This window comes from Thiohalocapsa marina (assembly GCF_008632335.1).
In the GTDB taxonomy this organism is placed as follows: Bacteria; Pseudomonadota; Gammaproteobacteria; order Chromatiales; family Chromatiaceae; genus Thiohalocapsa; species Thiohalocapsa marina.
Genome location: NZ_VWXX01000056.1, coordinates 1 through 12,592, shown reverse-complemented (window position 1 = coordinate 12,592; position 12,592 = coordinate 1). Strand labels below are relative to the sequence as shown.

Genomic DNA, 12,592 nt, shown 5'->3' with positions numbered 1-12,592 from the left:
CGCCGTTGTGGCCTGTGGCGGATGCGCTTCGCTTATCCGCCCTACCGTGCATCCGTGTAGGTTATTTCTGAATCGTGCCTAAGCTGCCTCGGCTCTGCGCGGTCTATCAACCGACATTCCTGCCTGCCCTTTCTGATGTTCAGTTCAAGTTCAGCCCGCGATCCGGCCAGTACCGGGTGCCGGCAAGCTTGGCCGACACCTTCCAGCCGCCCTGGGTCAGGGCGAAGATGACGCGGCCCTGTTCGAACCGTAGCGCCATCTCGTCTGTCTGGGCCCCGGTCATGGTGCCGGCCTCGGCAGACGCATCCAGCCCCTGCAGCACGAACTTGTTGTACGAGAAGGCGTTTTCGAAAAATATAACGAACTTGGTGTCGAAGCCGCCAAAGCCCAGGCTGATGCCGACACCGCCGCTGCCCATCCGCATATAGGTGTGCTTGCCGGTGTCCAGCGCCACGGCGACACCGCGCCCGTAACCGGCGGCGATGCCGTACTGCACCTGGCGGGTGTCGAACACGGCGTAGCCGAAGCTGCCCTGCAGCAGCTTGGCGGTGTCCGGTCTGTCCTGGAACAACTGCCGCAGGGTGGCTGCCGTCATGGCGTCGAGCTTGGCCCTGGTCTCCGCCGGCGTCGCTTCGTCGCGCAGCGCCGTGCGGGTGTCGTCCACCGTCTGCTGGGCTTGATCCACTACGGCGGTGGTGACCTGCCCTACCGCTTCGGCGGCGGTGCCCGCGGTGGCACTGACCTTTTCCGCCGCGCGGCTGGCCTTTTCCTTCAGGCCGTCCAGCATCGACTCGGCTTGGCCGGCGACCGGTGCCGCAGCAATGATCGCGATGGCTAGCCAGCGCACGGCGGGCGCAGATGAGATGAGCATGAGCGATTGCTTCCTTAAGATGCTGAATCAATCAGCATTTCCTTAACGCTTGACCCAGGCTGCCAGTATCGCCGATCGGGTCCGGCGTTGTCGACCATCCTGCTCAGGCATTGGCGCATGGCCAAAGTCGAGCATCTTGTCCAGCTCCGCGCGCTCGACGGCCAGCCGCCGCAGGGGCTTGCCATCGCCTGCACACAGCAGCGATTACACGGGCGCGGGACAATAAATAAACTGCACCCATATTTGCTACCCGTATGTTCGCTCAGCCGCGGCAGTTTGCGGGCAGGTATTGGGCCGGGACACCTTCGTCGCCAGCGGGGGCGTAGCACCGCCAAGCCAGCGAGCCGGAGGCCTCGAAGTCGGCTTGCAGGTGCAGGACCTTGCCGTTGATGGGCGGTACAGCATAGCGGATCCGGATCTCGTGATCGGTGCTGTTCCACCAGATGCGCTCCACATAGCTGCCGGATGCGGCGCCGTGCTCGGTGCTCACCGTCAGACCCAGATCCTGCAACAGGGTAAGCCAGTTGCTTGAGGCAGGCACACCGCCATGGATGGCGTGGTACTCCGCGACGGCGGTCTTGACCGGCCCCACCAGCACCAGGCCTTCGCTGACCTTGGCCCGTGTGGTGAAGCTCTGATACAGGGGTAGCGACACGGCGGCCAGAATACCGATCACGGCGGCGACGATCATCAGTTCGATCAGCGTCATGCCCCGCGAGCCAGTGCCGCGGATCGTTTCGCCTGACCAGCACCCCGGCTCGCTCATAAGTCGCCCCGTCGGTCACGTTCAGGGGTAGCGGATCCGGGGCTTGTTTCGCCCCCTGATTCAATCCATGACCCGCGCTTGCGGCAGCGTGCACACTAAGGCGCAGCGGCATCCGCCGGGTTCTACCCCTCGGCCTTGATAACGTCTTGTGGTAGCTGGGTAATGATGGTATCGGCGCTTGGACGCGGCGTCAACAGGTGGCAGCCGGCTGACGAGAAGCAGAAATTGGACACAGATACGCAAGAGGTGCCGGGCGATGGCGTTTTCCGTGCGGAGCGCAGCATTCTTATGCTGCGCGAAGCGTTCCCACGCGGCGCGTGGGAACGAGTGAGGGAGTTGGGCGGGGCGAGCGGGCCGGCTATTTAGCGGCGATGGCTTCGAGTTTCTTGGCCGGGATCACCTGGCCGTTGAGGGCGGCGTCCTTGGCGCTGCGGCCGTAGGCGACGGCCATCAGGGTGGAGTAGTAGACCACGGGCATCTTGAACTTGGTGCCATAGGTCTGGTTGATCTGGTCCTGGTAGACCTCGACGTTCATCTGGCACACCGGGCAGGGGGTGACGATCATGTCGGCGCCGTGATCGTAGGCGGCCTCGATGATGCCCTTGACCATCTCCTGAGACTTTTCCGGCTCGGAGAAGGCCAGCGCGCCGCCACAGCATTGCACCTTTTTCTCGTAGTCCGGCACCGAGTCGGCCCCCATGGTCTCCACCAGCTTGTCCAGATACCGAGGGTTTTCGTAGGACTCGCCGTCGATGCCGAAGGGCCGGTTGGTCTGGCAGCCGACATAGCCGGCGATCTTGATGCCCTCCAGCGGCTTCTTGACCTTGGCCCCTAGGGCGTCGTAGCCGATGTCTTCGATCAGCGCCTCCACCATGTGCTTGATGGGCGTCTCGTTCTTCAGCTTGAGCCCGGCCTCGGCCAGGGCCTGGTTGGCCTCTGCCAGCAGCGACTGGTCTTCATGCAGGCGCTCGGCGGCCTCGCGGGTGGACAGCCAGCAAGCGGCGCAGGTGGCGACGATCTCCTGCCCGGGGTTGTGCTCCTCGCTCAGGGCGATGTTGCGTGCCGACAGGGTCAGGCGCGGCAGTTCGCCACCGCCGGCGTAGCCGATGGAGGCCGCGCAGCAGTTCCAGTCCGGGATGTCGTTGAGCTGGATGTCCAGTTCCTCGCACATGGCCTGCACGGAGGTCAGGTAGTTGCTGGAGGAGGCGCCCTTCTGCGAGGAGCAGCCGGGATAGAAGGAATACTGTCTGGTTGCCATGCTGTCTGCCCCCTCAGGCGCCGTGCTCGGCGATGCGCTGATCTTCGAGCTCCTGGGCCTTCTTGATCATGCTCTGAAAGCCCTTCAGGTCCTTGACGGCGTGCCCGCCGAAGGCCTCCATCGGGCTCATGCGACCGGTCTTGAGCATGCCCATGCCGATCTTCTGGTGCTTCAGCGCCACCTTGATGCCGTCGCCGAAGCCGTTCATGAAGTACAGCTTCAGCCCCAGCTTGAGCTCGTTGACGCGGCCCTTTTGCATCAGGTTATCCCAGAACATCTGGGCGAAGGCGGCGGTGGGCTGACTCTCCGGCACCAAGCCGAGGCGCTTCGCGTAGTGCGCCAGGCCGTGCATGATATGGGTGATGGGCAACTCGCGCGGACAGCGCACGACGCAGTTGTAGCAGGACGTGCACATCCACATGGAATCCGACGACAGCACCTCGTCGCGCTTGCCGGCGCGGATCATCATGAAGAGTTCCTGCGGCGGGTGGTCCCAGAACTTGCCCAGCGGACAGGAGCCAGAGCACACGCCGCACTGCATGCACATCTTGACCCACTCGCCCTCTTCGACGTTCGCCTCAACCTCCTTGAGGAAGTTGGTGCGATATTTCTCGATCATCGCTTGATTCAGGTCGCCCATGTTGGTCGTCTCCGAATTCGGTTCTTGCCGATTGCGTCAGGTGCCAGGCAATTACATCTTGAACGGGTTCATGCCGACCTTCTCGATGGTGGCCGCCATGTCGTTGATGAGTTGTGGCGCACGCTGAATGTCGGTGATGGCAACCTCGTAAACGGCCACCCGCTCGGTCTCGAGCTGCATCTGCTGCAGGGTGTCGCCGACCTTGCTCAGACGCTCTGCGGCCATGGCCGAGCCGCGAACGAAATGGCACTGGTAGTCGTCGTCACGGCGACAACCCATGAGCACGATGCCGTCGTAGCCCGTGTTGAGGGCATCGGTGATCCAGGACAGGCTGACCGAACCGAGGCAGCGCACCGGAATCACCCGGGCAAAGGGCGTCAGCTCAATGCCGTCGCCCATCTGCGCCGCCTGGGCGGCCATGTCCAGCGCCGGGTAGGCATCGTTCTCGCAGGCCAACGCGAGGATGCGCGGCTTTTCGGAGAACTCATCCGGCATGTCGACGTTCTTGATCTGCTGACCGACGGTGTCGATGCTGTAGTTCTCGAAGCTGATGACACGCACCGGGCAGGCGCCCATGCAGGTGCCGCAGCGCCGGCAGCGAGACTCGTTGAACAGCGGATAGCGCTGTTCGTCCTCGTTGATGGCGCCGAACGGGCATTCAACGGTGCAGCGCTTGCACTGGGTGCAGCCTTCCTTGCGGAACTGCGGGTAGCTGAGATCGCCCACCCGCGGATGCACAGCGGCGCCGCGGCCGGCGTTCTCGGCGGACTGGATGGCCTTGAGCGCGGCGCCGACGGCATCCTCCATAGCCTGCTTCATGTCCATGGGCCGGCGGCACGGACCGGCGGCGTAGATACCGGTGCGCCGGGTCTCATAGGGGAAGCAGATGAAGTGGCTGTCGACGAAGCCGTGCTTGAGCTGCGGCAGGTCCGTGCCTTGGCGGTAGTCGAGGTTGAGGATGGACGGCGGCGCGTTCTCCAGCTTGCGGCGTGCGGCGTCCTTTTCTTCCTCGGTCTCGGCCTCCTCCACGGCGAGCTGGGCGTAGGGGTCCGGCCCGGTATTGGGCACCTGGCCGGTGGCGAGCACCACCAGGTCGCAGTCCATGGCGGTGTCTTCGTTCAGGATCAGGTCCTTGAAATGGACCTTGAGCGTGCCGTTCTCGCTGACCACCTCGGACGCCTTGCCCTTGGAAAAGGTGACCTGGGCCTGCTGGCCGCTGCGGTAAAAGTCCTCGCCAGCGGCGCCGGGGGTACGCAAGTCGTCAAACAGCACGGTGGCGTCGGCACCGTTCTGCTCGCGGAAGTACATGGCCTGCTTGATGGACTCGGTACAGCAGAAGCCGGAGCAGTAAGGCAGATGACCGGGCTTGTCGGAGCGCTGGCCGGCGCACTGGATGAAGGCCACGGAGGTGACCTCCTTGCCGTCGCTGGGACGGCGGATGGGACCGCCATTGGCGTCCTTGGCCAGCCGCTCCAGCTCGAAGTTGGTGACCACGTCCGGACTCTTGCCGTAGGCAAACTCCGGCAGGTTGCTGGCATCGTAGGGCTTGAAGTCGGAGGCCTGGACGATGGCGCCAACGTTCTCGGTAACGGTGCCGCCGGACTCGGTGCTGATGTCCGCCGAGAAGCGCCCCGGCGCGCCGGAGGTGCGGGTGATGCGGGCATTGAGGTGAACGGTGATGCGCTCGTTGGCGCGGATGCGCTCGGCCAGGGCGTCGACCCCCGGATCTTCCGGCTGCGGCAGGTCAATATCCTTGCTGCCGACCACATCTGCCGCAGCAGCGCGGAACGGGACCCGCTTGTACAGATCGGTCCAGACGCCGCCCAGGTGGTTTTCCTCCGCCACCAGATGCACCGGATAGCCGGCCCGGGCCGCCTCCAGCGCCGCGGTCATGCCGGTGACGCCGCCGCCAACCACTAGCAGGGTCTTGTTGAGCTCCTGCTCGCCGGAGGCGCTGGGCACGGTCATGAAGCGGACCTCGGCACAGGCCATGCGGATGTAGTCGTCCGCCATCTCCTGCGTGGTCTCCTTCTGCTCCTCGGTGTCCGGACGCAGCCAGAGCACGCCTTCGCGCAGATTGGCGCGGGACATGGCCGCATCCGGGAAGCTGAAGGCCTCCATCTTGGAGCGGCGCGAGCAGGCTCCGATCATGACGTGGGTAGCCTCACCGGCGGCGATGTCGTCGCGGATCATCTGCACGCCCTCGGCGCCGCACAGCATGGGGTGCGTCTTGCAGGCGCCGAGCTTGCCCTCGCGGGTGGCGATGGTGCGCATCTGCTCCACATTCAGCCGCTCGCCGATACCGCAGCCGGTGCAGATATAGCCGGCCAGTTTCTTCTCTGCTGCCATGGATCAGACCTCCATTCCGCGAACGCTGTTGACCACCTGGATGGCGCGCAAGGCAGCGCCGGTGGCGTGCTGGACGGCGCGGTTGACGTCGAGGGCATCGGAAGCGCCGCCGGCGGCGAAGATGCCGCCGTTCTCGGGGGCCGCCTCGATGAAGCCTTCGCGGTTGACGACGATGGGCACCGGGAAGCCGTCCTTCGGCACCGCCGGCTCCATGCCTATCGCCAGCACCACCAGGTCGAACCGCTCGGCATAGCGGTTGTAGCCCTCGGTGTCGACGCCGTGCACCACCGGGTTGCCGTCCTTGTCGGCGACGATGGAGGCCGGCTTGGACTTGACGTATTTCACCTGGGGGATGGCCCGGACCTTGTTGTAGAAGTCCTCGAAGCGGTCGATGGCGCGCAGGTCGATGTAGTAGACGGTGACGTCGGCTGCGTCCTTGTAGGCATCGGAGACGTAGGTGGCCTGCTTCAGCGAGGCCATGCAGCAGATGCGCGAGCAGTGCAGCAGGTGGTTGCGGTCACGCGACCCGGCACACTGGATGAAGGCGACCTTCTTCGCCTCGCGGCCGTCCGACGGACGCACAATGCGACCGGCATAGGGGCCGTTGGGGTCGGCCATGCGTTCGAACTCGACGCTGGTGATGACGTTGGGAAAGCGGTCGTAGCCGTAGGGCTGGATCCTGGCGGCGTCGTAGGGCTGCCAGCCGGTGGCCCAGATCACCGCGCCGCAGGGGAAGCTGAGATCCTGCGGCTGCATGTCGAGATCGATGGCATCCACCTTGCAGGCAGCCTTGGCCTTGTCCGCGTCCGGCGTGCCGATGATGCGCGGGTCCAGCACGTAGCGGCTGGGCTGCGCCATGCGGTAGGGCAGATAGGCGCCCTTGCGCCGGGACAGGCCGTAGTTGTACTCGTCGTCGAACTCGGCCTCCACGGCCTTGGCGCAGTCGCCGCAGGCGGTGCAGTTGTCGTTGACGTAACGGGGGCTGATGCGGACGGTCGCCTTGTAGTTGCCCTTGTCGCCGGAGATGTCGGTGACCTCGGCCAGGGTCAGCACGGTGATGTTGGGATTCTGCCGCGCCCGGCGCTGGTTGATCTCCAGGCCGCAGGTTGGGAAACAGAGCTTGGGGAAATATTTGTAGAGCTGGGTAACGCGCCCGCCGAGGTAGGGGCGTTTCTCAACCAGGACCACCTGCTTGCCGGTTTCGGCGGCCTCGATGGCAGCGGTCAGGCCGCTGATGCCACCACCGACCACCAGGATGGTCTCGTTGGTTGCGACGACTTCCGTCATGGGCATTGCCTCCGTCTTCGCGGAATGAGAGCTCGTCCGTCCGTCACGGCCCTCACGGCCGTAGCGGCCGTCTTGGCGAGCGCCCCGGCGCGTTGGTGCCGCGGAGCTGACGGGGGAGCGAAGCTAAGATACCCGCACGGTCATGGCGCCGCCAGCCCGTCGGCCGCCGGATTCCATCGTAGTTTTTGATGCTTGGATTGGGGGGGTTTATCCCCGGGCCCGCGTTTTCTTCAGGAACTCCACATCACGTTCTTTTCCTCGCGCGCCGCTGCTTCCAGCAAATCGATCAGCGGCAGGGCCCGGTGCGCCAGGCTGACGCTCTGGCCGCGGGTGTCGTCGTCCTCGGCATCGCGGGCGGGATTGAGCGGTGACTCGGGGTTGCGCGCCACAGCCGCCTTGAGCTTCTCCAGGGCCCGGGGCACGTCTTCGGCAAGAATGGCGCCCGGCACCGATCCGCTGTGGCCCATCATGTGGATCAGCGCCTTGGCAACATCACCGAACATGGTGATGTCGGCGTGCACGGGGGTAGTGAAGGTGATCAGCATGGGCGCGTCCTCTCGGGGATGTGTTCTCTGGGGGATGCGGTTCAGCCGAAGTTGATGCGGGCCTCAAGATTGGCCGCCGAGTCGGCATTGGCCAGGCACTCTTCCAGCGTGATGCGGCCGTCGCGATACAGGGCCAGCAAGGCGTTGTCGAACGTGACCATGCCGCCCTCTTCGGTGCCGGCCATGGCATCCTGGATCTCGTCCACGCGCCCTTCGCGGATCAGATCCGCCACATGGGGGGTGTTGACCAGGATCTCGATGGCTGCCGCCCGCTTGTTGTCGACAGTACGCACCAGGCGCTGAGAGATGATGGCGCGCATGTTCAGGCTCAGGTCCATGAACAGCGTCTTGTGCAACTCCTGCGGAAACAGGTTGATGATACGCTGCATGGCCTGGTGGGCGTTGTTGGCGTGCAATGTCGAGATGGCCAGATGGCCGGTGCCGGACAGCTCGATGGCCGCCTCCATGGTCTCGCGGGTGCGGATCTCGCCGATGAGGATGACGTCCGGCGCCTCGCGCAGGGCGCTCTTCAGGGCCGCGGCGTAGGTCAGGGTGTCGCTGCCGACCTCGCGCTGATTGACCACGCAGCCCTGGTGCGGGTGGATGTATTCCACCGGGTCTTCGATGGTCAGGATGTGGCCGCTGCTGTTGCGGTTGCGGTGGTCGACCATGGCCGCCAGGGTGGTGGACTTGCCGGAGCCGGTGGAGCCCACCATGAGCACGATGCCCCTTTTGTGCAGCACCAGGGATTTGAGCACCTCGGGCAGGCCGAGTTCGTCGCAGCTGAGGATGCGATTGCTCAGGTAGCGGATCACCATGCCCGGTGTGCCGCGCTGGTAGAAGGCATTGATACGGAAGCGGCCCCGATCCTGCAGGCTGACGGCGAAATCGAGTTCCCGCTCGGCGTCGAACGCCTCGATCTGCGCCTCGGTCATCAGCGAGCACACGGCCTGCCGGCACAGGTCGGCGGTGTACAGGGTGTCGCCCACGTCCTGCAAGCGGCCCTGGATCTTGATCCGCACCTTGCTGCCAGCGGTGACGAAGAGGTCAGACGCCTTGTGGCGGATCATCATCTCGAGGTAGGGGGTGAAGTCCATGGTCTCAGCCGGGTGGGTTTTCGGGTGGGTTGCCAGGCGGGTTGCCGGGCGACTGCATCCAGTCGCCGTCTTCCGGCTCCGGTTCTGCCTCGTCATCGACGATGGACAGCCCCTCGCCGGCCTCAATCACGCCCTTGCCACCGCCGCGCTTGCCTTCCAGCTTGATCTTCAAGCGCAGCTCGTTCATGGAGTCCGCGCCGCGCAGCGCGTCTTCGTAGCTGATCAGGCCGGCCTCATAAAGGTCGAACAGGGCCATGTCGAAGGTCTGCATGCCGGCCTCTTTCGACCGCTGCATCACGCCCTTGATGTCGTGTACCTTGCCCTTGAAGATCAGGTCCTGGATCAGCGGTGAGTTGATCATGATCTCCACCGCAGCGATGCGGCCACCGCCGATCTTGGGCAACAGCCGCTGCGAGACCACGGCCTTCAGGTTCAGCGACAGATCCATCAGCAGCTGGGCACGCCGTTCTTCCGGAAACAGATTGATGATGCGATCGAGCGCCTGGTTGGCGCTGTTGGCATGCAGCGTAGACAGGCACAGATGGCCGGTCTCGGAGAAATTGATGGCATGCTCCATGGTCTCGCGGGTGCGGATCTCGCCGATCAGGATCACGTTGGGCGCCTGCCGCAGGGTATTGATCAGCGCGTTGTCCCAGGAGTCGGTGTCGACCCCGACCTCGCGCTGGGTCACCAGGCAGTTGATGTGCTGGTGGACGAACTCCACCGGATCCTCGATGGTGATGATGTGACCATGACTGTGGGCATTGCGATGGCCGATCATGGCCGCGAGGGTGGTGGACTTGCCGGACCCGGTGCCGCCGACCACCAGGATCAGGCCGCGCTTGCTGAGCACCAGGTCCTTCAGCACCGGCGGCAGGCTGAGTTGTTCGAGCTTGGGGATCTCCGTCGGTATGATGCGCAGCACCGCACCGACACGCCCCTGCTGCACGAAGACATTGACGCGAAAACGACCGATGCCCGGCGGACTGATGGCGAAATTGCACTCCTTGGTGCGGTCGAACTCGCGGATCTGGTGGTCGTTCATGATCGAGCGGATCAGCACCGACGTCTGCTCGGCCTTGAGGGGCTGCTCGGTCAGCGGTGTGAGCTTGCCGTCGATCTTGCAAGCGGGCGGGAAGTCCGCGGAGATGAACAGATCCGAACCGTTGCGCTGCAGCATGGTGCGCAGACAGTCGAGCATGAACTTGGCAGCTTGCTGGCGATCCATGAAACCTCCTTGCGGACACAGCGGCTGGAACGGGCCGCTGAACACAACCGCTATAGCAACAGCATGGCCGCGCGAGGGCGATGCTTGGGCAATGCTTTATGCGACCCCGTGACGGCAAACTGGCACACGGGCGTTATGCAAACAGCCACTCGTAGAGCGCCGCATAGACCAGACTGGCCACCATCAGACTGAGCAGCATGGCAGGCAGGCCTACCCGCAACCAGCGCATGGGGGAGATGCGCGCCCCGTCGATGCCGGAGCGTTCGGCCTCGGCGACACAGATGATGTTGGCAGTGGCGCCGATATGGGTACCATTGCCACCCAGCCCGACACCGATGGCCAAGGCCCACCACAGCGGCTCAACCGGCAGTCCTTTCGCCTGAAGCCCGGCAACGATGGGGATCATGGTCACGGTGAAGGGGATGTTGTCAACCACGGCAGACACCAGCGCTGCCACCCACATCAACAGCAGGGCCGTCAGCAGCAGGCCGGACGGGTCCCGCGCCAGGTGGGCCAGTTGTTCGCCGATGAGATCCAGCAGTCCGGACGCCTCGACACCGCCCACCAGCACGAACAGTGCGGCAAAGAACAGCAGCACCGGCCACTCCGCCTGCTTCAGCAGGTCTTCGGGATCCGGCCGCACCAGGGCCAGCGCGATCCCCAGGCCGATGAAGGCCACGAACGCCGGATACAGGTGCAGGTGATGATGGACGAAAAACAGGCCGATGACGATGCCCATGGCCAGCATGACATGCCGCAGCACCGCAGGGTCCTTGATGGCCTTGGTCTCGTCCAGATCCAGCGCCAGAGCACGGGCCTCCGCCAGACCGCCCGCCGGGTATTTCAAGTCTTCACGGAACAGGATCAACATCAGCCCGACGGTGATCAGCCAGACGGGGATGATCACGGGCAACAGGTGATACAGGAAGGCGTTGAAGTCCAGCCCGGCGGCGGAACCGATCATGATGTTGGGCGGATCGCCCACCAGGGTGGACGCACCGCCAATGTTGGACAGCATGGCCTCGGCCATCAGAAATGGCGCCGGATTGAGGTTGAGCATGCGCGTGATCAGCACCGTGAGGGGCGCAAAGATGATCACGGTGGTGACGTTGTCCAGAAACATGGACAGAATGGACACCGCGAGAGACAGGTACATCAGCAGCCGTCGGGGTGACGCGGCGGACAGCTTGGCCAGCCGGATGGCCAGATATTCGAATCCGCCGGTGGGACGGACCAGGGCCACCAGCAGCATCATTCCGAGCAGCAACAACATGGTGTTGCCGTCCACGGACCCCAGCGCCTGCTCCTGCTCGTAGAACCCGGCGAACTCGCCCACCACCACCATGATCACCGCGCCTCCCAGGGCAGCAATGGTCCGGTGCAGACGCTCGGAAAAGATCAGGACGTAGGCACCCACAAGGATGCCCGCGGCGACGACCATATGGAGCGTCTCGCCAGTCACGGTCAACCCTCCGCGTAACGCATAACCGCCTCGGCGATCCCCATGATGGAGACGCAGCCGAAGTATTCGTCGCCGTCGATCACGAACAGATAGGTGGTATCGTGCCGCTCCATGACGGCCAGCGCCTTTTCGATCGGGGCATTGGGCACGATGGTGGCCATGTCGGCAAGGACAAAGCTGTCGACCGCATGGTCAAGCATGCGCCGGGCCTTCTCGGCCTGGATGCCCAACCCGGTGAGGGTATTGCCCAGCAGCGCCGCGTGACGGACCATGTAGTCCGGGATGCAGTTCATCTTAAGTACGTGACGAATGCTGGCCTTGCCAATGATGCGACCAGAGGCGTCCTTGAACGGAATGCCCGGGACCTGGCGGACAACACATTCCCGGAACACATCCTGCACCTTGGTACCGGGCTTTGCCACGGCGGTTGGCACGATCAGATCATCCAGCTTCATGGACGCGCTCCTGCGGTGGACATTGTGAGGGATAGTCTCGAACCTTGTCGACCCTCCTCACCAGCTGAACAGCCGCCATTGGGGCACTGCCGTCTGCGGCTGACGAGGATCCTGCACGTCGAGTACACCATCACCGTCAACGTCGAGCAGGAAGTACGGCGGCCCGACCATGGGCTGTACCCTGACCATCCAGAGGCGGCCCTTGACCCGATACTCGTACACCACCTCGGTATCGGTCTCGATGATGGTCACCTCCGGCTCCATCTCCGCAAGCTCCGCGGCCGTCATGCCCGCCGGCAGCTCCAGCGATGCCTCACCCGCGCTCTGTTCCCTGCCCGGGATGGCCGTCTGTCCCAACGCCAACTGGCTGACGGCCAGTATCAGTGCCGCGCTCAGCAGCAAATGACGGAAAGTCCCGCACAGCGAACTCGTCTTAAGCAGTCTCATGCCCAGGGTCCCATCGACCGTGAAAACCCTAGTGTAACCGGAAACATCCCCCTGCGTGGGAAACGGCGAGACAGAAAAAAACCCCTACCGCAGAGCGATAGGGGTTTTGGATAAGACCCTGGCGATGACCTACTTTCGCATGGGGAGGCCCCACACTATCATCGGCGATACACCGTTTCACTTCTGA

At 64.1% G+C, this 12,592-nt stretch carries 12 protein-coding genes; all 12 read right to left on the bottom strand.

What is annotated here, in order from left to right:
* Positions 1-139: 139 nt before the first annotated feature.
* The 12 genes from F2Q65_RS18600 to F2Q65_RS20110 all read right to left on the bottom strand — a co-directional run bounded on the left by F2Q65_RS18600 (position 140) and on the right by F2Q65_RS20110 (position 12,405).
* Positions 140-871 (bottom strand): lipid-binding SYLF domain-containing protein, encoded by a 732-nt coding sequence (locus tag F2Q65_RS18600; RefSeq protein ID WP_246156374.1) that lies wholly within the window; start codon positions 869-871, stop codon positions 140-142.
* A 262-nt stretch (positions 872-1,133) separates the two neighbouring features.
* On the bottom strand, positions 1,134-1,580 hold the full coding sequence (locus tag F2Q65_RS18595) for a pilin (protein ID WP_386119322.1): 447 nt from the start codon (positions 1,578-1,580) through the stop codon (positions 1,134-1,136).
* 415 nt (positions 1,581-1,995) lie between these two features.
* Complete coding sequence (locus F2Q65_RS18590; protein WP_150094892.1) at positions 1,996-2,895, bottom strand: CoB--CoM heterodisulfide reductase iron-sulfur subunit B family protein; 900 nt, start codon at positions 2,893-2,895, stop codon at positions 1,996-1,998.
* Between the two features lie 13 nt (positions 2,896-2,908).
* The gene (locus F2Q65_RS18585; RefSeq protein WP_150094891.1) at positions 2,909-3,535 is read right to left on the bottom strand and encodes a 4Fe-4S dicluster domain-containing protein; all 627 of its coding nucleotides are present in this window, start codon (positions 3,533-3,535) and stop codon (positions 2,909-2,911) included.
* Between the two features lie 51 nt (positions 3,536-3,586).
* Positions 3,587-5,884 (bottom strand): hydrogenase iron-sulfur subunit, encoded by a 2,298-nt coding sequence (locus tag F2Q65_RS18580; protein WP_150094890.1) that lies wholly within the window; start codon positions 5,882-5,884, stop codon positions 3,587-3,589.
* 3 nt (positions 5,885-5,887) lie between these two features.
* The gene (locus F2Q65_RS18575; RefSeq protein WP_150094889.1) at positions 5,888-7,171 is read right to left on the bottom strand and encodes a CoB--CoM heterodisulfide reductase iron-sulfur subunit A family protein; all 1,284 of its coding nucleotides are present in this window, start codon (positions 7,169-7,171) and stop codon (positions 5,888-5,890) included.
* A 230-nt stretch (positions 7,172-7,401) separates the two neighbouring features.
* Positions 7,402-7,716 carry a DUF1840 domain-containing protein gene (locus F2Q65_RS18570; RefSeq protein WP_150094888.1) on the bottom strand — a complete coding sequence of 105 codons (315 nt, stop codon included), beginning with the start codon at positions 7,714-7,716 and terminating at the stop codon, positions 7,402-7,404.
* Positions 7,717-7,757: 41 nt separating this feature from the next.
* Positions 7,758-8,813, bottom strand: coding sequence for a PilT/PilU family type 4a pilus ATPase (locus F2Q65_RS18565; protein WP_150094887.1), 1,056 nt, complete (start codon positions 8,811-8,813; stop codon positions 7,758-7,760).
* Positions 8,814-8,817: 4 nt separating this feature from the next.
* Positions 8,818-10,041, bottom strand: coding sequence for a PilT/PilU family type 4a pilus ATPase (locus F2Q65_RS18560; RefSeq protein ID WP_150094886.1), 1,224 nt, complete (start codon positions 10,039-10,041; stop codon positions 8,818-8,820).
* A 133-nt stretch (positions 10,042-10,174) separates the two neighbouring features.
* Positions 10,175-11,503: an ArsB/NhaD family transporter gene (locus tag F2Q65_RS18555; protein WP_246156372.1), complete on the bottom strand. Its 1,329-nt coding sequence runs from the start codon at positions 11,501-11,503 to the stop codon at positions 10,175-10,177.
* A 2-nt stretch (positions 11,504-11,505) separates the two neighbouring features.
* The gene (locus F2Q65_RS18550; protein ID WP_150094885.1) at positions 11,506-11,958 is read right to left on the bottom strand and encodes a CBS domain-containing protein; all 453 of its coding nucleotides are present in this window, start codon (positions 11,956-11,958) and stop codon (positions 11,506-11,508) included.
* Positions 11,959-12,015: 57 nt separating this feature from the next.
* Complete coding sequence (locus tag F2Q65_RS20110; RefSeq protein ID WP_246156371.1) at positions 12,016-12,405, bottom strand: DUF2782 domain-containing protein; 390 nt, start codon at positions 12,403-12,405, stop codon at positions 12,016-12,018.
* Between the last annotated feature and the right edge of the window lie 187 nt (positions 12,406-12,592).

Bases quoted from the DNA above. Each gene is read 5' to 3' on its own strand.
- F2Q65_RS18590 (WP_150094892.1), bottom strand. From the start codon at position 2,895: ATGGCAACCAGACAGTATTCCTTCTATCCCGGCTGCTCCTCGCAGAAG.
- F2Q65_RS18600 (WP_246156374.1), bottom strand. From the start codon at position 871: ATGCTCATCTCATCTGCGCCCGCCGTGCGCTGGCTAGCCATCGCGATC.
- F2Q65_RS18585 (WP_150094891.1), bottom strand. From the start codon at position 3,535: ATGGGCGACCTGAATCAAGCGATGATCGAGAAATATCGCACCAACTTC.
- F2Q65_RS18565 (WP_150094887.1), bottom strand. From the start codon at position 8,813: ATGGACTTCACCCCCTACCTCGAGATGATGATCCGCCACAAGGCGTCT.
- F2Q65_RS18575 (WP_150094889.1), bottom strand. From the start codon at position 7,171: ATGACGGAAGTCGTCGCAACCAACGAGACCATCCTGGTGGTCGGTGGT.
- F2Q65_RS18580 (WP_150094890.1), bottom strand. From the start codon at position 5,884: ATGGCAGCAGAGAAGAAACTGGCCGGCTATATCTGCACCGGCTGCGGT.
- F2Q65_RS18595 (WP_386119322.1), bottom strand. From the start codon at position 1,580: ATGACGCTGATCGAACTGATGATCGTCGCCGCCGTGATCGGTATTCTG.
- F2Q65_RS18560 (WP_150094886.1), bottom strand. From the start codon at position 10,041: ATGGATCGCCAGCAAGCTGCCAAGTTCATGCTCGACTGTCTGCGCACC.
- F2Q65_RS18550 (WP_150094885.1), bottom strand. From the start codon at position 11,958: ATGAAGCTGGATGATCTGATCGTGCCAACCGCCGTGGCAAAGCCCGGT.
- F2Q65_RS20110 (WP_246156371.1), bottom strand. From the start codon at position 12,405: ATGAGACTGCTTAAGACGAGTTCGCTGTGCGGGACTTTCCGTCATTTG.
- F2Q65_RS18570 (WP_150094888.1), bottom strand. From the start codon at position 7,716: ATGCTGATCACCTTCACTACCCCCGTGCACGCCGACATCACCATGTTC.